Source organism: Pseudomonas marginalis (assembly GCF_001645105.1).
Taxonomy (GTDB): domain Bacteria; phylum Pseudomonadota; class Gammaproteobacteria; order Pseudomonadales; family Pseudomonadaceae; genus Aquipseudomonas; species Aquipseudomonas petroselini.
This window is the reverse complement of sequence record NZ_LKEG01000031.1, coordinates 1-24,974: the sequence shown is the minus strand read 5'-3', so window position 1 is coordinate 24,974 and position 24,974 is coordinate 1. Positions and strand designations below refer to the sequence as shown.

Below are 24,974 nucleotides of genomic sequence, written 5' to 3'. Positions count from 1 at the left end.
TCGCGAAATCGACCCTGCTAGTTAAAAACTGTTACCTATGTGCGTGAACTGATTTGTAACCCATGTGGGTGAGTCATACCGGCGAAGGCCTTTTGGTTACTTTTGGGCCTTTCCAAAAGTGACCCGCCGTAAGGGCGGACCCCATATCAGCCGTGACCTAAATAACGGATATGTACCCGGTCTGACCCAACACCCACATAGCCTGCCAGGCCGTCTTCGCGGGCAAGCCCACTCCCACATTTTGATCGCGGTGCAACAGTCAGATTGCGGTCGGCCCGCGGGAGCAAGCTCCCTCGCCACAGGTCCACGGTGAACCTCACACACCGAGGTGCCCACATCGCAGGCTAGCCAGTTGCTCCCACATTTGGATAAGCCGTGCTCTCAAGTCACGCAGGCCGAGACATCACCGCCAAACGCACCGCCAGTAACGTCAGCACCGTCGCCAAGCCCCATTTCTGTAGCCAGGCGCCTTCTGAGCGACCAGCAAAAAACCGCCTCAGCGCCCCCCCAAAAATACCCAGCAGCATATGAAATACAGCTGCAATCAAGGTCAACACCCCCCCAAGCACCATCAACTGCACCGCAATGGCCCCTGCTTCCGGACGTACAAACTGCGGCAAAAACACCACAAAAAACAACAACGCCTTGGGGTTGAGCAGGCTATTGAGCATGGCCTGCAGAAACACCCGGCCCAAGGGCACGCGGTTGATGTGCGCCGCGTCCGACCCAGGGCTTTTCTGCAAGGTCTTGAACACCAGCCACAACAGGTAGACCACCCCCGCATACCGAATCACGTCAAAGGATGGCGGCCAACTGGCAACCAACGCCGTCACCCCGGTAGCGGTCAAGGCCGTCAACAGCACGTCGGCCACGCCGATACCCAGGGCCGATGCCATCCCCCCGCGCCAACCGTGGGTGACGCCATGGCTGATCACAAAGGCCATGTTCGGCCCCGGGGACAACAGCAACAACAGCACAGCACCGGAAAAAACCGCCAGGGTCGCCAGGTCGATCATGCTCAAGCCTTCCAACGGGAAAAGCCTGCAGATTAGTCCGTGCACCGAGGGCGGACAAAAAATTGTGCTGGATACATTGCGCTGCGGCACTTGCGAAGGGTTACGCCCAACGACCATGTGATGCGAAACATTATCAATTAAGACGGCTGCGCTAGGATGCCTGGACCGTGGCACTCAACAGCAACAATTTGTTCGACAAAAGCTATTACAACACGGTCGGCAACGCCTCTTGGGGCAACTTCTACGGTGAACCACGCAATTTTACAGTGAGTTTGAAAGGCAACTTCTGATCCGGCGAAAGCCCCGGTGGCAGGGCACTAAGTGCGCACTGCCACACCCTCTTTGTCCCCCCTTTCTACCTCGTTTCGAAAAAGGTTTTGCCTTTAAGCAGGCAAAATCCTGCATTTGTTCCTACACTCAAAAACACACCCAATGACTGAGTGTCCAGACAAGGAACGTCAATAAAATGCCTCAAAAAATACCGGTTAACCTATCTAGCACGCCACTCCCGCATCATCGTCAATTCGTTGACTAAGCACATAAGGAACACTCCTTTAGTCACTACCCCCGCAAGATCAATTCAAATGGATAGTTGTTTTTGAATCATGCATTTGAATTGGAAAGTTGCGTATTACCCAGAGTAGTCGTTCGGCCTACGTTCTAAAGCGGCTCGCCGCCTTATTGAGCCAATAGGCGAACAGTGGAATCTGGAGTGCAATGAGGGATGTTTATATGCGAGATAAGTCGTCCGTCGACAGCCTGTTTTTAACGCGCGCCGGTTTTGTTGAGTTCTTTGTTGTATTCGTCAAGTTGATCCACGGCCTGAGTGCCATTTTACCCCCACTGGTCCTGGTGTTCGTCCTGGACCCGTTGGACCCCGAGCTGCGCGCCCACTTCCTGGGCCTGCTGGTTTTTTTCGCGGTCCTGACCATTATTCTGTTCCAGGCCCTGGGCATCTATTCCGAGGAATTGTTCAGCAACCGCCTGCGCCTGAAAATCAAGATCAAGGCCTGGACTGCGGCGTTTTGCATTCTGCTGTTCATGTACCAGATCCTGCAGTTTTTCCCGCAATTGACCCCGCGTAACCTGGTGGTCTGGTACATCGCCAGCCTGGGCTTGTTTTGCCTTGAGCGCCTGGTGATGCTGCGCCTGTACAGCCGGCTGATGCGCGCCGGCAAATACCTGCAACGCACGGTGATCCTGGGGTTTACCGACACCGCCGTGCATGTCGCCGATCACCTGCAGCGCAACGGTGATATCCGCTCTGGGTTGGTGGGGTTTATCGACGACCGCACCGAGCGCATTCCCAAGGAACTGAGCAACCTGCCCCTGCTGGGCAACACCCGCGACCTGGAAAAGCTGATCCGCGCCGAGCAGGTCAACCAAGTGATGATCTGCCTGCCCTGGGCCGCCGAGCAGCGCATCCACGGGCTGGTCAACCGCCTGCGGCAGCTGTCGGTGAATGTCATGCTGGTGCCGGACATGGCTGCCCTGCGCTACGGCCATAGCAAGATCACCGATGTGGGCGGCATCTTGATGTTCAACACCTCGCAGTTGCCGCTGCGCGGCTGGTCGCCGGTGATCAAACGCTGTGAGGACTTACTGTTGGCCAGCCTGGCGCTGGTGTGCCTGTCACCAGTGATGCTGGCGACGGCGATTGCGATCAAGCTCGACTCCAAGGGCCCGGTGCTGTTTCGCCAGAACCGCTATGGCTACAACGACAACGAAATCCGCGTGTTCAAATTCCGCTCGATGTACACCGACCAGAGCGACTTCACCGCCGAACGCCAGACCACCCGCGAAGACCCACGTATCACCCGCGTGGGCCGCATCATCCGCAAGACCAGCATCGACGAGCTGCCACAGTTGTTCAACGTGCTACTGGGCAACATGTCCATGGTCGGCCCTCGCCCGCATGCCACCGCGACCAAGGCGGCAGGCGTCCCCTTCGAGGTGGCGGTGAGCGAATACAGCTCACGGCACCGGGTAAAACCGGGCATCACCGGCTGGGCGCAGATCAATGGTTACCGGGGCGAGACCGACACCCTGTTCAAGATCCAGAAACGTGTCGAGTACGACTTGGAGTACATCTCCAAGTGGTCGGTGTGGTTTGACTTGTACATCGTCTTCATGACGGTCCCCGCCGTCCTTTCCACCAAGGAAGTGTATTGATGAACACACTCAACGGATTAATTCCCTGCATCATTTCCGGTGGTTCGGGCACGCGGCTGTGGCCGGTGTCGCGGCAGAACATGCCCAAGCCGTTCATGCGCATGCGCGATGGCATGAGCCTGCTGCAGAAAACCTTTCAGCGCGCGGCCAAACTGCCCGGCGTGGAAAGCGTGTTGACGGTGACCAACCGCGACCTGCTGTTCCGCACCCTGGATGACTACCGCCTGGTCAACAAAGCCCACCTGCCACTGGACCTGCTGCTGGAACCGTTCGGGCGTAATACGGCAGCGGCGATTGCCGTGGCGGCGCTGCATGTGCAGGAACATTTCGGCGGTGAGGCGCAGTTGCTGGTGATGCCCGCCGACCATCTGATCCTCAATGAAGTGGCGTTCGCCGAGGCCGTGGCCCAGGCCCGCGACCTCGCCGAAGCCGGCTACCTGGTGACCTTCGGCATCCAGCCCGATCATGCGGAAACCGGCTTTGGCTATATCGAACAGGGCGAGCCGCTGAGCACCGGCAACCGGGTCAAGCGCTTCGTGGAAAAACCCGACTTGGCCACCGCCCAGGGCTACCTCGACGGCGGCAAGCACCTGTGGAACGCCGGCATGTTCTGCTTCAAGGCCAGCACCCTGGTGGAGGAACTCGCCGCCCATGCCCCCGACGTGCTGGAATCCGCCCGCGCCGCGCTGGACCACAGCCAGAGCCTGCAAAACAAAACCTCACGCCAGCGTGAACTCGACTCGGAAGCATTCGGCAGTGCGCCGGATGTGTCCATCGACGTGGCGCTGATGGAGAAGTCCAAGCAAGTCGCCGTGGTGCCCTGCGACATCGGCTGGAGCGATATCGGCTCGTGGGAGGCCCTGCGCCAGCTCACCCCCAGCGATGCGCATGGCAACCAGGTCAATGGCGAAGCGATTTTGCATGACGTGCACAACTGCTACATCGACTCGCCCAAGCGCGTACTCGGCGCCGTGGGCGTGCGCGACCTGATCATCGTCGACACCCCCGATGCGCTATTGATCGCCGACGCCCACCGCAGCCAGGACGTGCGCTACATCGTTGCCGAGCTCAAGCGTCAGAACCATCCGGCGTACAGCCTGCACCGCACCGTCACACGGCCGTGGGGCACCTATACCGTGCTGGAGGAAAGCAGTCGCTTCAAGATCAAGCGCATCGTGGTCAAGCCCCAGGCGTCGTTGTCGCTGCAAATGCATCACCACCGCAGCGAACACTGGGTGGTGGTCAGCGGCGCGGCGCAGATCACCAACGGCGAGCGTGAGTTTTTGATCAACGCCAACGAGTCCACCTACATCCCGGCCGGGCACAAACACCGGCTGACCAACCCCGGCATCATCGACCTGGTGATGATCGAGGTGCAGAGCGGCGAGTACCTGGGCGAGGACGACATCGTGCGCTTCGACGACATCTACGGGCGCGCCCCGGCAGACGTGAAAAAATGACATGCGCACCTCACTGATCATCCCGACCCGTAACGCCTCCAGCCACCTGGCCCGCTTGCTGCCGGCGCTGAAGATGCAAACCTTGCAACCTGACGAAACGCTGGTGGTGGACAGCGCCTCCAGCGATGACACCGTGGCGCGCTTTCGCGCGTTTGGTGCACGGGTCGAGGTGATCGACGCACGCGACTTCAACCACGGCGGCACCCGGCGCTGGGCCAGCGAACAGGTGAGCGGCGACGCGTTGATCGTGATGACCCAGGACGCGATCCCCGCCACCCCGGAAACCTTCGCCAACCTGCTCGCGGAGTTGCAGCAGGACCCACTCAACGGCGTGGCCTACGGGCGCCAGTTGCCCCACCCCGATGCGGGAGTGCTAGGCGCGCAATCGCGGCACTTCAACTACCCGGAACAGAGCCGCAGCAAAAGCCTGGCCGATGCGCCGGAACTGGGGATCAAGACCTGCTTCAGTTCCGACTCGTTTTCCGTGTACCGGCGCAGCGTGCTGCAAGCGGTGGGCGGTTTCCCCGCCGACGTGATCGGCAGCGAAGACGCTTTCGTGGCGGCGCGCATGCTGCTCGACGGCTACAAGGTGCGCTACGCCGCCACGGCGCTGGTGCATCACTCCCACGATTACAAGCTCATGGATGAGTTTCACCGCTACTTCGACATTGGTGTGTTCTATGGCCGCGAGCCGTGGATCAAGCAGGCCTTTGGCGATGCGGGGGGCGAAGGCAAGCGCTATGTGCTGGCCGAACTCGCAGCCTTGCGTAAGGCCGGCGCCTTGCACCGCGTCCCCGAAGTGCTGGTGCGCAGTGCGTTCAAACTGCTCGGCTATCGGCTGGGCCATCTGGAGCGTCGCCTCCCCCTCGCCCTCAAGCGGCGCATCAGCATGTTTCCCGGTTATTGGAGGTGAGCATCATGACCTACAGGAAGTCCCCCTTGATGAAACGAACCCTGCTCGTCGTGGCCATGATGGCCCTGGCCGCCTGCAATACACCGGCGCGCATCGTCCCGCCGGACAGCGACACCGTCGAGGCCGGCAAGCGCGCCCTCGACCAGCTTGCCCAGCTGCCACCGGCGGTGGAGCGCATCCGCATCGGCGACCAGTTGCGCATCGTGCGCGATGCCGGCGAGATGCCGACGCTGTCGGCGTTCAACGTCAGCACCATCTACGAGCTGACGCTGTACACCGTGCAGACCGACGGCAAGATCAACTACCCGTTCCTGGGGCCGATCCAGGTCGCCGGGCGCCAGCCTTCGGAGCTGGCCACGGAGCTGACCAGCAAGCTCGCCCCGGTGTACCGCGAGCCACGCGTGACGGTGAACATCAACCAGGCGCCCGCCAGTTCAATCATTGTCGGCGGCGCGGTGAACAACCCGACGGCGGTGCAAATCGCCACGGCCAACACCCTGGAGCAGGCGATTATCGGTGCCGGCGGGGTCAGCCCGGCAGGCAATGCCAGCATGGTCGCCCTGCTGCGCGAAGACGCCCAGGGCGCGTATCGCGCGTATTTCCTGGACTTCAGCCAACTGCTCAACACCGGCCCCAATGGCCGCAAACCCGTGCACCTGCAACGTGGCGATGTGGTGTTCGTGCCCAAGTCGAACGTGGGCGAGCGGATCCAAGGGGTGGACACCTACATGAACCAACTGATCCCGTTCACCAAGTCCATTGGGGTTGGCTACAACTACACCCGAACCAGCGGCGGCAACAACTAAAGGAGCGACATCCCAATGATCGAGATCCGTTCTTTTCGTGATCTTCTGCGCTTGTTCTTCATCTTCCGGCACGAGTTCAAACTGGCGGCGATTGCCGCGCTGGTGATCATCCTGCTGGGGGCGTTCCTGCTGCCGGCCAAGTACGAATCCACTGCGCGGCTGTTGGTGAAACCGGGGCGTGATTCGACCCTGCCGATCGAGATCAGCAACCGCCAGGCGCTGGTGATGCCCAGCACCCAGCGTGACCCGATTGTCGACGAGGAGCGTTTGCTCACCGGTCGCCCCATCGTGCGCGCCGTGGCTGAACATTACCTGGAAGTGATCGACAACGCGCCGCCGCCGGAAGGCTTCTGGAAGCGCACCAAATACTACGTCAAGAACGGCGTGGGGGCGGTGTTCGACGGCATCCGCGTGGTGCTGGAAACCGTCGGTGTGGTTGAGAAAACCACCCCGGTGGAACGCCTGGCCGCCGGCCTGGAAAAGAACTTTGAGGTGAGCCACGCCGCCGGTTCCACGGTGATGGACATCAGCTTCAAGTGGGGCGACCCGGAGATCGCCCAGGCGGTGGTCAAGGATTGGGTCGAAACCTACATCAACGAACGCACCCAGGCCCTGGGCCGCAAGAGCCTGTACGCCTTCTACGAAGGCCAGGCGGCCAACAGCGCCACTGAGATCAAGAGCTACAAGCAGCAGATCCTCATCCACCTCAATGAGATCGGCGCAGCCAGCATCACCGACCGTTTGGAAGACCTGTCCGAGCGCATCAACGTGCTGCGCGGCGAGACCTTCAACACCACGCGACTGATCGCTTCGTCCGACAGCGCCATCCAGAGCACGCGCAGCCAGCTAAAGGGCCAGCCCAAGGAAGTCACCACGGTGCGCCAGATCGCACTGAACCCGCAGCAGCAGGATTTACGTCGCCTGCTCAACCAGAAGCTGCTGGAGAAGGCCGACATGATGCGCACCTACACCGACAACGCGCCGCCGGTCAAAGCCCTGGACGCGTCGATTCGTGCGATGCAGGTGCAAGTCAACAGCGAGAGCAACACGGTGCAAGCCTCGGAGAACCGTGCGCCGAACACCCTGGAGATCCACTTGCAGCGCGTGCTGCTGGACGAAACCAGCAACAACCAGGCGCTGCGTACCCAACTGGTCCAACAGCAAAAACAACTGCTGAACCTCGAAGCGGAACGCAAGCAAGCCCTGGAAATCGAACCCGAACTGGCGCGCCTCTCCCGCGAGCTGAACACCACCGAGCGCAACTACGCGCTGTACGTGGACAACCTGGAAAAATCGCGCATCGACCGCGAGCTGGACAACAGCCAGATCAGCAACATCGCCGTGATCGAAGAAGCCACCCTGAACCCGGGCCGGATCTTCCCGAAAACCCTGGTGATGCTGTTCCTGGCGATCCCGTTTGCCATCGTCGTCGGCTTGCTGGTGATCTACCTGTGCTACTTGCTCGACCAGCGCATTCACGACGGTGGCCTGGTGGAACGCAAGTTCGGCCTGCCGCTGTGGACCACCCTGCCGGAGCTGGACACCACCACCGCGCAAAGCGCCAACGCGTTCAATGCGAGCATCTACCGGCTGTACAGTTTGCTGCAGCCCGACCGCATCGCCGAAGAGGGCCTGGTGCTGGGGCTGACGTCGGCACGCCACGGCGAAGGGGTGACCTTTGTGGTCGAGCAACTGCGCCAACTGCTGCGTGAGAATGGCGTCAATGTGCGCGTCGGCGGGTTGGAGCCGGCTGCACCGGGTGAAGTGGTGCTGCTGGACGCCTCGGCCCTGCTGGACAACCGCGAAGCGTTTATCGCGCTGCGCCGCGCCGACCTAATCGGGCTGGTGGTGGAAGCGCGCAAAAGTACCGTACCGGTGGTCGAGCATGCGCTGTCGATCCTCAACACCGCGTTCGGCAAGGTGGACGGCATCATCATCAATCGGCGCAAGTTCGAAGTGCCGAGCAAGGTGCTGCAGACCATCGGTAAATACCGGGGGGCGTTCTGATGCGGATCGCCCTGCTCGCACCCTTGCCGCCGGAGAAAAACGGGATCGCCGACTACGCGAACCATTTCCGCACGGCCTTGGAACACCTTGGTGTGACGGTGCTGACGCCGTTGGCCGGTGTGGCGGGCAACTCCGAGGCGATCCAGCCAGCCATCCGCGCGTTCGACTGGCAAGCCGTCGACCTGGTACACGCAGAGCTGGGCGGTGGGCGTCTGGGGGAATTCCTGGCCTTGCGTGAACTGCGCAAGGCGTACCCCCGATTGCCATTGACGGCCACCGTGCATGACCCGGAGCGCATGGTGTGGCGGCGTGAGCACCTGCCATTTCCGCTGAACCTGCTGGAGCGCCTGCCCAGCCCGTTGCCCCAGGCCGCCGTGGTGCTGGCCGACCCGCTGACCTTGCGCGAAGAACGCCAGGTTGCCAAGGGCCTGACCCGGCTGGTGACCCTCACCCGCCTGGGCGCCGACTGCCTGAGCCAGCGCATGCAATTGCCTGCCGGCAAAGTGGCGGTGATCAACCACGCCAACCTCGCCGTTCCACCGGCACCGTTGCCGTCGCTCGACACGCTGCACCTGCTGTACTTTGGGTTTATCTACCGTGGCAAAGGCATCGAAGACCTGGTGCAGGCCCTGGCGGATGTGTTCAAGCAAGCCCCCGAATTGCGCGACCGCGTGCGCCTGACCCTGGCCGGTGGCACCGCCGCGGAAATGGCGTTTGGCGCGGGCGGTAACTACCTGGAGCAGTTGACCGCGCAGATCGCCGCGCTGGGCCTGACCGGCTGCATCGACTGGCGGCTGAACCTGCCCGCCGATGAAATTGCCCAGACCATCCAGGCGCACCATGTGATGGTACTGCCGTATCGCGAATCGAAAAAACTCGGCCTGCTGGGGCGCCAGCGCGGCACCAGCGGCGCGTTGTCCTGGGCCACCGCCTGCGGGCGCGGCGCGATCACCTCCGATGCGCGCGCGTTCGCCGAGGAAGTCGCCAGCGGCAACGGTGCGATCTACCCCGAAGGTGATGTGGCCGCGCTCAGCGAACAGCTGTTACGCCTGGCACGCACGCCGCTATTGGCCAGGGACTGGGCCGAACGCGCCGGGGAGATTGGCCGCGAACGTCTTTGGCCGTTGACGGCGCAGAAATTCAAGCAGCTCTTCGAAGAGGCCATTGCAGGGTCGACCTATGGCACGTAAACGCACCTACCTTGCCACCTTCGCGGTGGTCGCGGCCCTGGGCCTCAGCGCATTTTTGTGGGGTCGCCAGGCGGACGCCGAAAGCCATGTGCTCAAGGGCAGCAAGGAGGTGGTGTGGAAGGATTTCCTGGGGGTGAACGCGCAATTCTTGTGGTTCAGCCCCGAGCGCTACCAGAAGCAGATCGACCGTCTCAAGGCTCTGGGCCTGGAGTGGGTACGCCTGGACTTGCACTGGGATCAGCTGGAGACTGCGCAGAATCAATACAAGCTCGCCACCCTCGATGAACTGGTAGGCAAGCTGCAACAGAACCAGATCAAGTCGGTGTTTTACCTGGTTGGTTCGGCGCGTTTTATCACCAGTGCCCCGCCGCTGTCGATGTACCCGGACCAGTACCCACCGAAAGACCCCAACGTGTTCGCCAACCGCATGGCGTTGCTGTCCCAGCGCTACCCCAGCGTCGATGCCTGGCAAGTCTGGAACGAACCGAACCTGTTGGGCTTCTGGCGCCCGGCGGCAGACCCGGCGGGTTACGCCAAACTGCTCACCGCCACCACCCAAGCGTTGCGGGTGGTAAACCCGAACAAGCCCGTGGTGGCCGCCGGCATGGCGTTCTTCAGCGAAATGCCCAACGGCCAGACCATGTTCGACGCGTTGGGCGCGCTGGGCGTGGCCAGCCTGAATACGGTGGTGTCCTATCACCCCTACACCCAATTGCCCGAAGGCAACGACCCGGCCAACCTGGACTTCATCGCCAAGACCACCCAGCTCAACCAGGCCCTGCGTAACGGCGGCGTGAATACCCTGTGGAGCACCGAGTGGGGCTGGTCAACCTACAAGGGGCCCAAAGACGCCCAGGACATCATCACGCCCCAGGCACAGGCCGACTACGTGGTTCGCCGCCTGGCGCTGATGAGTGCGATGGATTACGACAAGATCTTCCTGTTCACCTTGAGCGACCTGGACCAGCGCGCCAGCATCCGTGATCAGTCCTATGGCTTGTTGGATATCGACACTAACCCCAAGCCCGTCTACACCGCATTGAAGAATTTCCTCGACGTCAGCGGACCGAAGCTCACGCCGGGCGATCCGCCGGTGGCCGACCAACTGCCGGACGGCCTGTTCAGCATCGGCTGGACCCGCGCCGACGGCCGCAAGCTGTGGTTTTTCTGGTCAGCCCAGGGTGGCAACGCGCACTTGCCGGGCCTGGCCAGCGCCACCCTGTACGACCCGCTGCGCGGCACACAAACGCCGGTGAGCGGTACCAATGGCCTGACCGTACCGGTCAAGTCGAACCTGCAAATTCTGTTATGGGAGTGAGGCCTGCCATGCGCATTCTGTGGATTTTGCCCTACTCACCCTGGCCCGCCACCAGCGGCGGCAAGACGCGCCAGTTCCATCTGCTGCGCAGCCTGGCCGCACGTGGGCACCAGATCACCCTGCTGCTGCAGGACAAACACCCGGTGTCACTCACCGACCGCAAGGTGCTGGAAGCGTTTCTCGAACAACTGATCATACTGCCGCGCCGCCCGCTGCGCAGCGCCACAACGCTGCTGGCCGGGCTGTTCGCGCCCTACCCGCTGCTGGCCAGCGTGAATGGGCTGTCGGGTGAATTGCAGGACACTTTCAATTGGTTGCTGGGTGAGCGCTGGGACGTGGTGCAGATCGAGCACAGCTACAGCTTTCAGCCGTACGAAGCGGCGCTGGCGCGTAAATCCCAACCCTTTGTGCTGACGGAACACAACGTTGAATCAGCCCTTGGCGCCGCCACCTACGACCGCTTGCCGGGTTGGTCGCTGCCATTCATTCGCTACGATCAATGGCGCTACACCCGCTGGGAACGTCGCGTGATGCGCCAGGCCACGCAGGTGGTGGCAGTGACCGACAGCGACGCACAGACCCTGGCAAAGATCGCCGGCAAACCGGTGTCGGTGGTGGTCAATGGCGTGGACTGCGACCACTTCGCTGCCGCCCGCCCTGACCCGTCGGCACGCCGCGTGCTGTTCCTCGGCAATTATGAATACGCCCCCAACGTGGACGCCATCGAGTGGGCCCTGGACGAGATCCTGCCCAAGGTCTGGGAGCGTTGCCCGGACGCGCGCATGAGCGTGTGCGGCTTCGGCATGCCCGACAGCTGGCGGGAACGCTGGCAGGACCCGCGCATTGAGTGGCAGGGGTTTGTGCCCAACCTGCTGAGCCTGCAATCGAGTTCCTCGGTGTTTCTGGCGCCGTTGCGCCATGGCGGCGGTTCCAAGCTCAAGGTGCTCGAAGCGCTGGCGGCCGGCTTGCCGCTGGCGAGTACCGAGCAAGGTGTATCGGGGCTGGACCTGGTGGAAGGCCTGGACTACCTCGGCGGCCAAACCGCCGCCAAGCTGGCGGATGCCGTGGTGCGCCTGCTGCAATTTCCCGACGCCGCCGCGCCCATGGGCGAAGCCGGCCGCGCCTATGTGCGTCGCGCCCATGACTGGAGCGTCGCCGCCAGCCAACTGGAAACGGTGTACGCCGCCCTTTCACCGCAAAATCAAAAGGAGCCCGCATGCGTGTAGGCCTGGATTACCGCACCGTCGGCACCTCGCCGCAATCGGGCATCAGCCGCCAGGTGTACGCGCTGGAAAGCGCCCTGCACAGCTTGCCGGGCATTGAGCTTGAGCGGTTTACCGTGGCGCCCCTGGGCGATGAAACCCGCTTGCAGGCCCACTGCCCGGCCTGGGGCTGTGCCAAGACCGCCATGCACCAGCCGCAGAATCGCCTGCGTTTCGAGGCCGGTTTTCTACCGCGTGCCTTGCGTGAGCAGCATATCGATCTGTACATCAGCACCTTCAACATGGGCCTGCCCTTGCCGCCCAAGCCGAAGGGGCTGCGCACCGTGGTGCTGTTGCACGACCTGTTCCAGATCACCCTGAACAACTACCACGCCAACCGTTTGAAGGCGCTGATCTACAAGACCAGCGATCGCCTGTCGATTGCCTACGCGGTGCACAGCGCCGACCGGGTGTGGACGCCGTCGCAGTACAGCGCCGATGAAACCGCGCGGTTGTTCCCCAAGGCAGCCGGCAAGATTCGCGTGCTGCCCAATCAGGTCGATGGTTTTTCCGCACTGGCAGCGGACCTCAGCGCACGGCAATTGCCCGAGCGCTATTGGTTGCTGGTGGGCACCCGCGAGCTGCGCAAGAACGTGCCGTTCCTGGTGGAGGCCTGGCAACAGGCGCGGCGTCAGTCCCCCGCCGTGCCGGAGTTGGTGCTGGTGGGCAGCCTCGACCATCTGCCTGAAGCACAGCGCGCACTGCCGGGCATTCGCGCGCTGATTGGCGTGTCGGATGCCGAACTGCACGCGCTGTACCGCCGGGCCTCGCGCCTGTGGCAACCGTCGTACGCCGAAGGCTTTGGCCTGCCGGTGATCGAAGCCCTGAGCGTCGGCACCCCGGTGGCGGTGGCCAGCGGCACGTCGCTGGATGAGATCACGCCACCGTCGGCACCGCGTTTTTCGCCCACCGATGGCCCGGCGTTAACGCAGTTGATGGTCAACCTGAGCGAACAGGCCGATGAAGCATCGCCCGAGCAACACCGGCAATGGGCCGAACGCTTCAACCATCACGCTTATCAACGGCGCCTGGCCGAACTGATCAAGGAGCTGACGTGAACGTGAACCTGCCCAGTCTCGTCGCGATCCTCTTTGGGCTGCTGTTTGGCGCCCTCGCCCTGCTGCTGTCACCGGCCAAGGCGTTCCTCGCCGTGATCGGCCTGGCCGGGGCAGTGACCATCCTGCGCTTTCCGTTCTGGGGCCTGTTGCTGTTTGCCCTGGTCGCCACGTTCATGCCGTACTCCACCGTCAACCTGGGCATTCGCAGCACCGTCAGCGAAGCCATCCTGGCGCTGACCTGGGGCGCGGTGCTGTGGCACAACTTGCTGACACGCCTGCCCGACCCACCGAGCCTCACCCGCCGCCCCACCGACCAGATGCTGTTGTGGCTGATGCTGTTCAGCGTGTTCCCGTTTATCGTCGGCCAGGTCACCATCCACGCCGACACCAGCGGCGTGGCCAATTGGTTGCGCTGGTTGCTGAGCCTGTCGTCGGTGTTCCTCTGCGCCAAATTGCTGGTGGACCACAAGCACCGCGAATCCCTGGTGATCGCCTTGTTGCTGGGCAGCCTGGCGATGCTGGTGCTGTCGATCGCGGTGTTCGTGCGCACGCACTCCGGGGCCGGTATTGCGCCGATCCTGGCGCTGTTCAATTACGGCAACTTCGACATGCTGAAATTCGGCCTGGAGGCCATGTCTTCGCGCATGGGCTCACCGTGGATGCACCCGAATGCCATCGGCGGGATCATGGCGTTGCTGCTGCCCCTGGCCTTTTGCTTCGGCATGACCGAGCAAGGCTGGAAACGCGCATTGGGCCTGAGCGTGGCCTGCCTCGGCGCGGCGGCGTTGCTGCTGGCCAGTAGCCGTGGCGCGATGGTCAGCCTGGCGCTGGTGCTGCTGTGGATGGCCACGCGCCGGGTGCCGTACACCGGGCGTTTGCTGATGATCGGCGCGGCGCTGACGGTGGCGCTGGTGATCGCGTATCCACCGTTGCAGGAACGCCTGGCGACGATTTTTTCATCGAGCAACGCCAGTACCGAAGTGCGTTTCGACGAATACCGCATGTTCCCGCAGGCGGTGTTGGCGTATCCGTTCGGCATCGGTTTCAAGGTCGACCCGCCGGTGCCGGGCACCGACTTGTTGGGCATCTCCAACCTGTGGCTGAACTTCATCTACAAGACCGGCATCGTCGGCATGCTGTTCTTTGTGGCGGTGACGGTACGCTGGTGGCGTGAAGCGCGCCCGGACAGCGGCCCGATCCGCCTGACCAAGGACAATGCACTGTGGCTGGGCACCACCGCCGGGATTCTCTCGGCGCTGGTCAGCGGTCTGTTCGACCATTACTTCAGCTTTGCGGTGGTGATGGTTGCGCTGTTCTGGCTGATGGTCGGGATCAATGTGCTGGAGGCGCGGCGACTGTTTCCGGCGCGGCTGCCGCAGGTGAAAAGCGTGGCCGTTCGCGAATCCGTGCTCGATGGCGCGCAGCCCTGATGCTGGGCTCCGCCGTCTGGCTGACACTGGCGACGCTGCTCGGCCTGTGCCTGGGCTTTGCCCGTGAATGGTTGCTGGTGGCGGCCTGGGGCGCAGGAGAACGCAGCGATGCGTTCCTGATCGCCCTGTTTTTACCGGAGGCGCTGCGCATGTCGTTGGCCGGCGGCGTGCTGAGCGCCGCCGCGCTGCCGCTGTACCTGGCGCGCAAGGACGATGAGCGACTAGGCTGGTTGGCGGTACTGTTCCCGGCGTTGCTGTTGATCGCGCTGGTCACCAGCCTGCTGCTGACACTGTTGGCGCCGTGGCTGGTGCAATTGCTCGGGCCGGGCCTGGCGGCCAGTGCCACGGCGCTCGCCAGCAATAACTTGCAGATTGTCGCCTGGTGCGTGCCGGGGCTGATGCTGCATGCGCTGTTCAGCATTCCTTTGCAGGCCAGCGAACGTTTTGTGCTGGCAGGCTTGGGCTCGTTGTTGTTCAACCTGCCGCCGGTGACCTACCTCGCACTGGCCGGCACCGCCACCCAACCGCATTCGCTGGCGCTGGCCTGTCTGGCGGGCAGCCTGTTGATGCCATTGGCGCTGTTGCCATCGATGTGGCGCCAGGGCTGGCGGCCGTGGCATTGGCAGCTGTCGTTGGCGCCGCTGCGGGAATTGGGCCAACGCATCGGTCCCTTGTTATTGAGCAATGGTGCCAGCCAGGGATTGGCGTTGATCGAACGGCTGGTGGCGTCGTTACTGGGCGAAGGCGCGGTGACCTGGGTCAACCTGGCGCGCAAGTTGATGAACCTGCCGCTGATTGCGCTGATGAGCCTCAACCAGGTGCTGCTGGGCATGATGAGCCGCCGCCAGGGCGATGAGCGCCTGGCCCTGCTCAAGCGTGGCCTGGAGACCGCCAGCGTGCTGACCCTGCCCGCCGGCGTCGGCCTGGTGGCGGCGGCCCCGAGCCTGGTGGCGTTGCTGCTGCCCGCGCAATCGCTGGACTCACCGTTGCCGCTGCTGCTGGCCTGGTTTGCCGTGCCGCTGGTATTCGGCGCCTGGAACGCCCTGCTCGCACGTTATGCCTACGCCGCCGGTGACACGCGCCAACCACTGCGGTGCGAGCTGCTCGGCAGCCTGGTCAATGTGCTGTTGCTGGGGGTATTGCCGTTTGTATTCGGGCTGGCGGGCATTCCGTTGGCGGCCCTGGCGGGAGTGCTCTGCACCGCGTTGCTGTTGATGCAACGCCAGGGCTTGCTGGGTGCCCTGCCCTGGGCGCGGCAATGGTTGCTCAGTGGCGTGCTGATGGGCGCAGCGGCGTTGGCGCTGTTTCGGATTGAGGGCGTGTGGCTGCAATTGGGGCTGAGCACCCTGGCCGGCGCCGTGGTGTTGCTCGGGATGGGGCTGTGGCTGAAGCCGTGGCGCAAGGCATGAACGATCGATCGGGACGACTCAGATGAAACATCGCTGGATTCAAATGGATATCGCCAAAGGCATCGGCATCCTGGTGATCGTGTATGCACACAGCTGGTTCGTCGCCACCTCGCCGGACGTGCTGTATCCGATACTGGCGTCGTTCATCTTGCCGTTGTTCTTCTTTTTGTCCGGGGTGTTCTTCAAGCCTGAACAACCCTTTGTGGAGATGGCCGTGCGCAAGGCTGACGGCCTGCTCAAGCCGTTTTTCTTCACCATGCTCACCTATGTGATCGTGCGCAGTATCCTGCGTGGCCAGCCGCTGCTGCCGGATATTGGCGGCGTGCTGTATGCCTCGGTGGACACCATCCCGTGGCAGGCGCTGTGGTTTTTGCCGCACTTCTGGGTGGCGATCCTGTTCAGTTGGGTCGTGCTCCGACTGATCCAGCGCCTGCCGCTGGCCGTGAGTTGCCTGGTAATGCTGGTGCCCTTGCTGATCGGCATCTGGACGCTGCCGTGGTTCTGGCAACGGCCGGTGACCCTGGGCGGCAGCACTTGGGTACTGCCGGGCCTACCGTTCAGCCTGGATATCACCCTGATCAGCAGCACCTGTTTCATCTACGGCTATCTGCTGCGGGACTGGCTGCGCCCCCATGCGGGTTCACTGCTGACCCTGTTGGTGTCGGTCGTGCTGTTTGCCGCCGTGTTCCTCTACCGAGGTGACACCATGGACCTGGCGCAGCGTCGCTACGATCACTGGCTGTGGACCAGCCTGATGGCGGTGATTGGGGTGTATGCGTGCTGGGCGCTGGCGCGGGTGCTGATGGTGTCGGCGCTGATCACGCGCGGGATGACCTACATCGGCCAGTCGACGCTGATCCTGCTGATCTTCCACGGTGAGATCCAACACAAGACCTTCGACCTGATGGAGCGCATGGGGCTGCCCGCGCTTATCGCGGCCTGCATCGGTTTTGTGGTGGCGGTGGTGGTGCCGTTGTTGATCGGGGAAGTGATCAAGCGGGTGGCGTTCCTGCGGTTTTTCTACTTTCCGTTTCCGGTGCGTAAGGCGGTTGGGGAAAAGGCACCGACTTAAGGACGCAGCAGATCCAACTGTGGGAGCGGCGCCGCAGCTCCCACCTGGAGATTTGTATTTCAGTCGTCGAGGGGCTGAGGGGCTGGCTTGCTGCCGTGCTTGGCAGGCTTGGCGCCCTTGGCTGGCGGCGGTGCTGCTGGTTCAGGCTCCGCGGCGGCGGCGGCTTCTTTTTCAGCCATCGGCATCTGGTCGATAGCGCTGAAAAATTCCTTCAGGTCGAGGGTATCCGGTGGCACGGTCTTCTCGAGTTTCTTCTCGCCGTCCTTGCCCACCAGGATCACCTTGGTGCCGCTGCCCGCACCCAGCTTGAGGGCGCGGATCAGCGCGTTGGTTTCTGGCGGCGTGAGCTTTTTGTTGTCCTTGGGGTCCTTGGCGAACTTCTCGCCTTCGGCACCGATGCTGCCGAACTTCACGGTGTAGAACACCATGCTGCGTTCTTCAAAGGACTGCTTGGTCGCAGGCTCGTCCAACTGTTTCTTGAGGGTCGCCAAGGTGTCGTTGCCGGCATCAAGCTCCACCACCACCAGCGGCCGGGCTTTGCCCAAGTCCTGCTTGAGCGGGTTGATATCATCAGCAGCCAACAGCGGCCCCGTAAAAGCCATCAAGGTAGCCAGGGTCAGCGACCGGATGAGCATGCGCACCTCCTTTAAATTCCATGCAGGGTTCTTGAGTTTCATGTCTGCGACAGTCAAATTCAAGGATGATTCCTACACCACTTTAAGAAAGCGTAGGTCAGGACGCCCGCTACGCAAGGGTTTGGTGGATGTGGCTGTCATTGTTTCCACTGATTGCGGAAACATTATGAGACCTTCCATTCCGGCCAATGCCGAGCAAATACGGGCGCTACGAGGGGGTCGGCATCCACTTGCGCGAGTGTCTGGGCAAAGCCCGGCGCCAGGCCATTCAACGCCTCCCGCGCCTCGTCCCAGCGCGACACTGCAGCCGCCATCAAGCCCAGCGCATTGGGTGCGTTGTTGGCGGCAAACAACTGGTCGGCAAACTGATCGGCGAACACCACCCAGGCCTGGTGCAGGTAGCGCCGGCTGCCGGTAACCAGTTGCGCCTGCACCGTTTCATTGACGTCGCCCAGCCAGCGTTGCGGGTAGTCGATGATGCCTATCGCCGAATAGCAATTGGCAGCGATGTACACCAGGCCGCGAATGATCTGCGCGCGGTTGCCGGCCAATAGGTTAGAAGCGGGAAACTCCAGGCCCAGGTGGATCAGGATCGCGGCGCTTTCCGACAGCACCTGGCCGTCGGGGGTGACAAGGGTGGGCACTTGTTTGAGCGGGTTGATGCGGGCCAGTTCGTCGCTGCCCTCGCCGTCGGCCCAGGAGGCTGCGTCTACCCGGCGCCACGGCACCGCACAGCGCTGCAGGGCGATTTCGATCATGCAGGAGCCGGACTCGTCGATGCCATAAAGCGTGTACATGGGCTTTTCCTCCTAGCGTTGCAGTTTGGCCTGCACGTTGGCTTTCACCTGCGGCCATTCCGAATCGATGATGCTGAAGCGCACCGAGTTGCGCTTGCGGCCGTCGGGCATGATGCGTTCGTGGCGCACGATGCCTTCCTGCACGGCACCGAGCCGCAGGATCGCCGCGCGGGATTTTTCGTTGAGTTCGTCTGTGGTGAATTGCACGCGCACGCAGTCGAGCACGTCGAAAGCGTAGGTCAGCAACAGCAGCTTGGCTTCAGTATTGATGCCGCTTTTCTGCGTGGACAGCGCCAGCCAGGTATGGCCGATTTCCAGCTTGCGATTGACCCGGTCGACCTTCCAGAACCGCGTGCTGCCGACCACTTGGCCGGTATCGCGGCGCACCAGGGTGAAGGGGATCACGGTGCCAGCGTCGCGCCCCGCCAAGGCGGTGTCGATGTATTGATCGACGGTGTCCGGGCCCGGTACGTGGGTGACCTTGAGGTTCCACAGTTCGCCATCGGCGGCGGCCTCAAGCAAGGCGGCCTTGTGTGCCCTTTGCAGGGGCAGGAGTTCGACCGTGGTGCCGGTCAGTGTGATCTGGGTCATGGAAGCGGCGCCGTGTCTGGGTCGTCAGTGCCCAAGAGTGCAGGCACTCACACAAACGAGGCAAGCGTTTTAAAACAGGCCCATTTGCCCACCGACCAGGGTGCTGAAATCGTCATTCACGAACGGCAGGATCGCATCGGCCACCGGCTGCAATTGCCGGGTGACGTAGTGGTCGTAGTCGATAGGCGCCTGGCGCACTTCCAACGGTTCCGGGCCGTTGACGCTGATCACGTAGCTGATCCAGCCACCGCGCTGGTATTGGCGCGGCCGGTTCAAGCGGTCGTTGTACTCATCGGCCAGGCGCGCAGCGCGCACATGGGGCGGGACGTTGCGTTCGTAATCATCCAGCCGGCGGCGCAGGCGTTTGCGGTAGATCAGCAACTCATCGAACTCGCCGCTCAAGGTGCGGCGTACGTAGTCGCGTATGTAGTCTTGATGGGGCTGGCGATGGAAGATGCGCTGGTAGAGTTCCTGCTGGAACCGGCGGGCCAGCGGTGACCAGTCGCTGCGTACGGTTTCCAGACCTTTGTAGACCATGTCTTCGCTGCCATCGCTGCGAACCACCAGGCCGGCGTAGCGCTTTTTGCTGCCCTCCTCCGCGCCACGGATGGTCGGCATGAGGAAGCGCGTGAAGTGGGTTTCGTACTGTAATTCCAAAGCGCTTTGCAGGCCGAATGTGGTGTGCAGGTGCTCGCGCCACCAGTCATTGACGTGCTGCACCAACCCTCGGCCGATGCGGCTGGCCTCCTCCTGGGCGTGCGCGCTGCCGAGCCAGACGAACGTGGAGTCGGTGTCGCCGTAGATCACCTCGTAGCCCTGGGCTTCGACCAGTTCGCGGGTCTGACGCATGATCTGGTGGCCGCGCATCGTGATCGACGAGGCCAGTCGGGTGTCGAAGAAGCGGCACCCGCTGGAACCGAGTACGCCGTAGAAGGCGTTCATGATGATTTTCAGGGCTTGGGACAGCGGTGCATTGTGTTCGCGCTTGGCCACTTCACGGCCCTCGGAGACCCGCGCGACGATGGCGGGCAAACAGTGCCGGGTGCGGGAAAAACGTGCACCACGAAAGCCTTCCACCGAGTTGCTGTCATCGGGGTACTTGAGGCCTTCGATCAGGCCGACCGGGTCGATCAGGAAGCTGCGGATGATCGACGGGTAGAGGCTTTTGTAATCGAGCACCAGCACCGACTCGTAGAGACCGGGGCGTGAGTCCATGACAAAGCCGCCGGGGCTGGCCTGGGGTGGTTTGTCGCCCAGGTTCGGCGCGACGAAGCCCTGGCGGTGCATCAACGGCATATACAAATGGGTGAACGCGGCGACGGAGCCACCGTTGCGGTCGGCCGGCAATCCCGTGACGCTGGCGCGTTCCAGCAGGAATTTGAGCAGTTCGGTCTTCTCGAAAATGCGCGTAACCAGTTCGCAATCCTTGAGGTTGTAGCGCGCCAGGGCGGGCTTGTCCTCGGCGAACATGCGGTTGATCTCGTCCATGCGCTGGTACGGTGTGGAGATGTCCTTGCCCTCACCCAGCAGGGTTTGCGCGACGTTTTCCAGGCTGAAAGATTCGAAGCTCCAGGTGGCCGAGCGCAGGGCTTCGATACCATCAATGATCAGCCGCCCCGCGGCCGCGGCGAAGTAATGGTTGCGGCTGCCGTGCTCGCGCCAGGCCATCGGCTCGTCGCCACGCCCGAGCATGAGCGGCACGTTGAGGCGCTGGGCATGTTCGTGGAGGACGCGCAGGTCGAATTGCACCACGTTCCAGCCGATGATCGCGTCAGGGTCATGCTGGGCGAGCCACTCGTTGAGGCGCTCGAGCAATTGGGCGCGGGTGTCGCAGTAGTCGAGCTTGAAGTCCACCGCGTCAGTTTTGTTCGGCGGGCCGAGCATATACACCTGGCGCTCGCCGCAGCCTTCGAGGGCAATTGAATAGAGATCGCCCTGGGCGGTGGTCTCGATGTCAAGAGACACCAGTTTCAGCGGCGGGCGGTAGTCGGGTGCGGGCTTCATCTGTGCGTCGCAGAGCACACCGCTGACATCGGGCGTGCCGCCAAACCACACGGGCGCAGTGATGAAACGCTCCATCATGTAGCGCTCGGGTGGGCGCACGTCGCCTTCGTAGACATCGACACCCGCGGCGCGCAGGCGCTTTTCCACGTCCATCGCCTGGCGATGCTGACGCGTATACAAGCCCAGGACGGGACGGTGGTGGAAATCGCATAGCTGCAACGGGCGCAATTCGATATCGCGCTCCCCCTTGAGCAGCCAATCCAGCGGCTTGCGATGGGCTTCGGGGACGAACATCACGGAGGTCTGCACGGGTAGGCGGATAAACCTCGGGCCCTGGTCGGTGGCCAGCCAGAAACTGACCTCCGTGCCCGTCGGCGTATCGCGCCAATGCCGGGTCAGGACAAAACCCTGCTGTAAATCCACCGTACCGCACCTCAGGAATCGCTTTCAGGGCGTGATTCTACTCGGCATCCGCGTGCGCAGATCTTAATCTCGTAAATTTGTTGCGAGGCTTCGACAGGAAAAACGGGCATCAACCCTGATGCCCATCGGGGTCAGGCCTGGCGGGCCTGGTTCAGGTAGGTTTCGATGTTGCCCATCTGCTCGTCCCACCCACGGGAATTCATCTTGAAGGCCTTTTGCCGACGGGCCTGAGGCACGGCGTCAAAGCCCGATTCGACCACTCGCAGCAGAATGCCCGGCGCTCGGTCTTCAATGGTGAATTCCACCAGTGTCGGGGTTTCCTGGTCGTAGTCGATGCCCTTCTCGACCGCGAAGGGGTGCCACCAGAAAGAGAACAGCGTTTGCGGCAGGATGCGTTCGATTTTGGCCTTCCAGATCACGTGTTCGTACCCCGGATAAGTGATAGGCGCCTCGAGGGTTTGCCCAGCCACGAAGGTTTTGCCTTTTAGAGCGATACCAAACCAGCTGCCGAATTGCTCGGCATCGGTGAGGGCTTCCCACACCTTTTTACGTGACGCGTTGAGCAGGACTTTTCGTTCTATGCGATCTAATACGTGCATAAATCACCTCCTCCATTGACAGTAGGCGACATCAAATAATGCGCAACCTTAGGTTGTAAGCAATGATGATGACCCCATCCTTGAACCGGCAATACGTTATGACTGACCCATTGAATGGAAGTTGCTTCTGCAAAGGCGTGTGCTACCAGGTAGACGGCCTCGACATGCCCATCAGCCACTGCCACTGCAACAGCTGCCGCAAGGTGCATGCGGCGGCATTCGTGGCGACAGCCGGCGTGATGCGTGAGCACTTTCGCTGGACCCAGGGCGCGGAGCTGTTGGCGTCCTTTGAATCGTCGCCGGGTAAATTCAGGCATTTCTGCTCGCGCTGCGGCTCACATCTGATGGCGGAGCGTGGGCATCAACCGCACGTCATCGTGCGGGTGGCGACGCTGGATGATGATCCGGGCGCCAGGCCCACCGCGCACATCTGGACAGCCCATGATGTGCCCTGGCTTGTCTATGAGGACGTAGAGCGGTGGGACGAGTGGACGGTTTGATTTAAACCTTTGGGTCTCCAGGCGCTTTGGCCGGGGTCGCATATTGCGGTTTCAAGTGGCCTTCCTGATCGAGTAACCAGGCGTCCATGATCTGGCGCACGACCGGTCCTGCAACGCGCCCACCGGCCTCGCCGTTTTCGATCATTACCGAAATCACGATTTTCGGGTGTTCAGCTGGCGCGAAGCCGACAAACAACGCGTTATCACGATGTCGTTCCAGGGTCTTCTCACGGTTGTAACGCTCGCCCTGTTTGATCGCCACCACTTGCGCCGTACCACTCTTACCAGCGATGCGGTATTGCGCGCCTTGTGCGGCGGCACGCGCAATACCGCGAGGATCGTGCATCACCAACTGCATGCCGTGGTTGACCTGCTCCCAGTCGTGCGGGTTCTTGAGGACTACGTTGGGCATGGGATTTTCGTCCACCGGCGGCACGCCATTAATGGTCTTGGCCAGGTGGGGTCGATTCCATACGCCCTTGTTGGCGATCAACGCGGTGGCTTGGGCCAATTGCAGCGGCGTGACCTGCATATAGCCCTGGCCGATGCCGAGGATCACCGTTTCACCCGGGAACCAGGGTTGACGGCGGGTGGCACGCTTCCATGCCTGGGAAGGCATCAGGCCAGCTGACTCTTCGAACATATCCAGCGACACTTTCTGACCCAGGCCGAACTCAGCCAAGTAGTCGTGCAGGCGGTCGATGCCGAGCTTGTGGGCGAGGTCGTAAAAATAGGTGTCGTTGGAGCGCATAATCGCCGCGTCCATGTCTACCCAGCCGTCACCGCTGTGGTTCCAGTTGCGGTATTTGTGGTCAAAGTCCGGCAGTTGGTAGTAACCGGGATCGAACACGCGGGTTTGGGCGGTGACGACGCCACTGTCCAGGCCGGCGATGGCGACTTCCGGCTTGATGGTCGAGCCAGGCGCATAGAGCCCTCTGAGAACGCGGTTGAACAGCGGTCGGTCGATGGAATCATGCAGCGCAGCATATTCCTTGAAGCTGATACCGGTAACGAACAGGTTCGGGTCAAAGCTCGGCTTGCTGACCATCGCCAATACTTCACCGGTTTGCGGGTCGAGGGCAACCACCGAACCTCGGCGATCACCCAGGGCTTCTTCTGCCGCTTCCTGGAGATGGACGTCGAGGCTCAGGACGATGTTTTTGCCGGGAATCGGGTCGGTGTGCTTGAGCACGCGAAGTACGCGGCCCTGGGCATTGGTCTCGACTTCCTCATAGCCTACGTGGCCATGCAACTCGGACTCGTAGAAGCGCTCAATACCGGTCTTGCCGATGGACTGGGTACCGCGGTACTCCACCGAGTCGAGGGCTTTGGATTCTTTCTCGTTGATCCGTCCTACGTAACCGATCGAATGGGCAAAGTGAGCGCCCAAGGGGTAGTGGCGAACGAATTGCGGTTCTACGTCTACCCCAGGCAGACGGAATTCGTTTACGGCCAGCAGCGCGATCTGCTCTTCGGTAAGTTCATAAAACAATGTCACAGGCACGAAAGGGTGACGCGCCTGTTTCAGCGCCTTGTCGAATACAGCGCGGTCTTCGGCGGGCAGATGCAGCAAGTTGACGATGGCGTCCAGTTCGCCCTTGAGGTCGGTGGTGCGCTCACGGGTGATGGTCAAGTTGTAGCTGGGACGGTTATCGGCCAGTACGACGCCATTACGGTCATAGATCAACCCACGCGTCGGCGTGATGGGCAGCACGTGAACGCGGTTGTTCTCGGAAATCGTGGAGTGGTAGTCGAACTGTACGACCTGCAGGAAGTACATACGCCCCACCAGGGCACAGGTGATGCCAATCACGAGCAACGCGCAGGCGAGCAGGCGCTTGTTGACCAGGCGGTTCTCTTTTTCGTGATCCTTGATCGTTATCGGTTCAGGCATTTCTACAGCATCTCGTTGAAGAAGGTCGACGCCGCGTCCTGCGGATGAAAGATCAATCCCTGTGAAAATGTGCTGCACCATACCAAAAATGCAGAAACACTTTGTATCCATTTGCCCAACGGCAGGTTGGAGCATGATTTGGTAGGCCGTAACGGGTAGGCGTGGGTTCTTGAAGCCAACAGAGGAAGCATGGAATTGTCACGCCCGTNGCGATGCATCGTTTCACTACTGAGTTCGGGATGGGATCAGGTGGTTCCAATGCTCTATGGTCGTCAAGAAATTCGGGTACTGAATCGCGGCCAGCTGGCCTCGCTTCAGCAAATTGGGTATGTGATAGCTTTCGGTGTTTTGTGAGCGTCGAACTTTCGGTTCATTTCGTCTTCACACACCGCAATCTGATGCTCGTTAGAGTAATCAA

General features: G+C 61.9%; 20 protein-coding genes and 1 rRNA gene. 13 read left to right on the top strand and 8 right to left on the bottom strand.

The features are described from left to right. Positions 1 to 386: 386 nt before the first annotated feature. The gene (locus AO064_RS08300; protein WP_064052984.1) at positions 387 to 1,016 is read right to left on the bottom strand and encodes a LysE family translocator; all 630 of its coding nucleotides are present in this window, start codon (positions 1,014 to 1,016) and stop codon (positions 387 to 389) included. Positions 1,017 to 1,748: 732 nt separating this feature from the next. Here AO064_RS08300 and AO064_RS08295 point away from each other — a divergent pair. The 12 genes from AO064_RS08295 to AO064_RS08240 are packed head-to-tail and all read left to right on the top strand — an operon-like array spanning position 1,749 to position 17,113. Next, on the top strand, positions 1,749 to 3,188 hold the full coding sequence (locus tag AO064_RS08295; RefSeq protein WP_012723327.1) for an undecaprenyl-phosphate glucose phosphotransferase: 1,440 nt from the start codon (positions 1,749 to 1,751) through the stop codon (positions 3,186 to 3,188). Beyond that, positions 3,188 to 4,648 (top strand): mannose-1-phosphate guanylyltransferase/mannose-6-phosphate isomerase, encoded by a 1,461-nt coding sequence (locus AO064_RS08290; protein WP_064052983.1) that lies wholly within the window; start codon positions 3,188 to 3,190, stop codon positions 4,646 to 4,648. Before AO064_RS08295 ends, AO064_RS08290 begins: the two co-directional genes overlap by 1 nt. A gap of 1 nt (position 4,649) precedes the next feature. After that, positions 4,650 to 5,561 (top strand): glycosyltransferase family 2 protein, encoded by a 912-nt coding sequence (locus AO064_RS08285; RefSeq protein ID WP_012723325.1) that lies wholly within the window; start codon positions 4,650 to 4,652, stop codon positions 5,559 to 5,561. Between the two features lie 29 nt (positions 5,562 to 5,590). Further along, positions 5,591 to 6,367 carry a polysaccharide biosynthesis/export family protein gene (locus AO064_RS08280; RefSeq protein WP_012723324.1) on the top strand — a complete coding sequence of 259 codons (777 nt, stop codon included), beginning with the start codon at positions 5,591 to 5,593 and terminating at the stop codon, positions 6,365 to 6,367. Between the two features lie 15 nt (positions 6,368 to 6,382). Continuing rightward, positions 6,383 to 8,374, top strand: coding sequence for a GumC family protein (locus AO064_RS08275; RefSeq protein ID WP_064052982.1), 1,992 nt, complete (start codon positions 6,383 to 6,385; stop codon positions 8,372 to 8,374). Next, entirely contained in the window at positions 8,374 to 9,564 is a 1,191-nt protein-coding gene (locus AO064_RS08270; protein WP_012723322.1) for a glycosyltransferase, read from the top strand. Before AO064_RS08275 ends, AO064_RS08270 begins: the two co-directional genes overlap by 1 nt. Further along, entirely contained in the window at positions 9,554 to 10,882 is a 1,329-nt protein-coding gene (locus tag AO064_RS08265; RefSeq protein WP_064052981.1) for a GH39 family glycosyl hydrolase, read from the top strand. The genes AO064_RS08270 and AO064_RS08265 overlap by 11 nt, the downstream gene beginning before the upstream one ends. An 8-nt stretch (positions 10,883 to 10,890) precedes the next feature. Next, entirely contained in the window at positions 10,891 to 12,108 is a 1,218-nt protein-coding gene (locus AO064_RS08260; RefSeq protein WP_064052980.1) for a glycosyltransferase family 4 protein, read from the top strand. Then, positions 12,099 to 13,202 carry a glycosyltransferase family 4 protein gene (locus AO064_RS08255; protein WP_064052979.1) on the top strand — a complete coding sequence of 368 codons (1,104 nt, stop codon included), beginning with the start codon at positions 12,099 to 12,101 and terminating at the stop codon, positions 13,200 to 13,202. The genes AO064_RS08260 and AO064_RS08255 overlap by 10 nt, the downstream gene beginning before the upstream one ends. 2 nt (positions 13,203 to 13,204) lie before the next feature. Further along, entirely contained in the window at positions 13,205 to 14,632 is a 1,428-nt protein-coding gene (locus tag AO064_RS08250; RefSeq protein ID WP_064052986.1) for an O-antigen ligase family protein, read from the top strand. Then, positions 14,632 to 16,041 (top strand): murein biosynthesis integral membrane protein MurJ, encoded by a 1,410-nt coding sequence (murJ, locus tag AO064_RS08245; protein WP_046036739.1) that lies wholly within the window; start codon positions 14,632 to 14,634, stop codon positions 16,039 to 16,041. The genes AO064_RS08250 and murJ overlap by 1 nt, the downstream gene beginning before the upstream one ends. A 22-nt stretch (positions 16,042 to 16,063) precedes the next feature. Beyond that, positions 16,064 to 17,113, top strand: coding sequence for an acyltransferase family protein (locus AO064_RS08240; protein WP_064052978.1), 1,050 nt, complete (start codon positions 16,064 to 16,066; stop codon positions 17,111 to 17,113). A gap of 59 nt (positions 17,114 to 17,172) precedes the next feature. Here the strand turns inward: AO064_RS08240 and AO064_RS08235 are convergent, their stop codons facing one another. From AO064_RS08235 to AO064_RS08215, 5 genes are all read right to left on the bottom strand, one after another. Further along, positions 17,173 to 17,748, bottom strand: coding sequence for a DUF4174 domain-containing protein (locus AO064_RS08235; RefSeq protein ID WP_043205117.1), 576 nt, complete (start codon positions 17,746 to 17,748; stop codon positions 17,173 to 17,175). A gap of 164 nt (positions 17,749 to 17,912) precedes the next feature. After that, positions 17,913 to 18,545 (bottom strand): glutathione S-transferase N-terminal domain-containing protein, encoded by a 633-nt coding sequence (locus AO064_RS08230; RefSeq protein ID WP_064052977.1) that lies wholly within the window; start codon positions 18,543 to 18,545, stop codon positions 17,913 to 17,915. 12 nt (positions 18,546 to 18,557) lie between these two features. Then, positions 18,558 to 19,136, bottom strand: a complete 579-nt coding sequence (locus AO064_RS08225) for a GNAT family N-acetyltransferase (RefSeq protein ID WP_064052976.1) — start codon at positions 19,134 to 19,136, stop codon at positions 18,558 to 18,560. 69 nt (positions 19,137 to 19,205) lie between these two features. Continuing rightward, the gene (locus AO064_RS08220) at positions 19,206 to 21,563 is read right to left on the bottom strand and encodes a DNA polymerase II (protein WP_064052975.1); all 2,358 of its coding nucleotides are present in this window, start codon (positions 21,561 to 21,563) and stop codon (positions 19,206 to 19,208) included. Between the two features lie 131 nt (positions 21,564 to 21,694). Further along, entirely contained in the window at positions 21,695 to 22,162 is a 468-nt protein-coding gene (locus tag AO064_RS08215; protein ID WP_064052974.1) for an SRPBCC family protein, read from the bottom strand. Between the two features lie 98 nt (positions 22,163 to 22,260). On the opposite strand from AO064_RS08215, the gene AO064_RS08210 reads away from it, so the two are divergent. Continuing rightward, the gene (locus AO064_RS08210; RefSeq protein WP_064052985.1) at positions 22,261 to 22,662 is read left to right on the top strand and encodes a GFA family protein; all 402 of its coding nucleotides are present in this window, start codon (positions 22,261 to 22,263) and stop codon (positions 22,660 to 22,662) included. Between the two features lies 1 nt (position 22,663). Here the strand turns inward: AO064_RS08210 and mrdA are convergent, their stop codons facing one another. Both mrdA and rrf read right to left on the bottom strand, forming a co-directional pair. Continuing rightward, positions 22,664 to 24,556 (bottom strand): penicillin-binding protein 2, encoded by a 1,893-nt coding sequence (gene mrdA, locus AO064_RS08205; RefSeq protein WP_064052973.1) that lies wholly within the window; start codon positions 24,554 to 24,556, stop codon positions 22,664 to 22,666. Positions 24,557 to 24,723: 167 nt separating this feature from the next. After that, a 5S ribosomal RNA gene (gene rrf / locus AO064_RS08200) occupies positions 24,724 to 24,833 on the bottom strand. Positions 24,834 to 24,974: the final 141 nt, after the last annotated feature.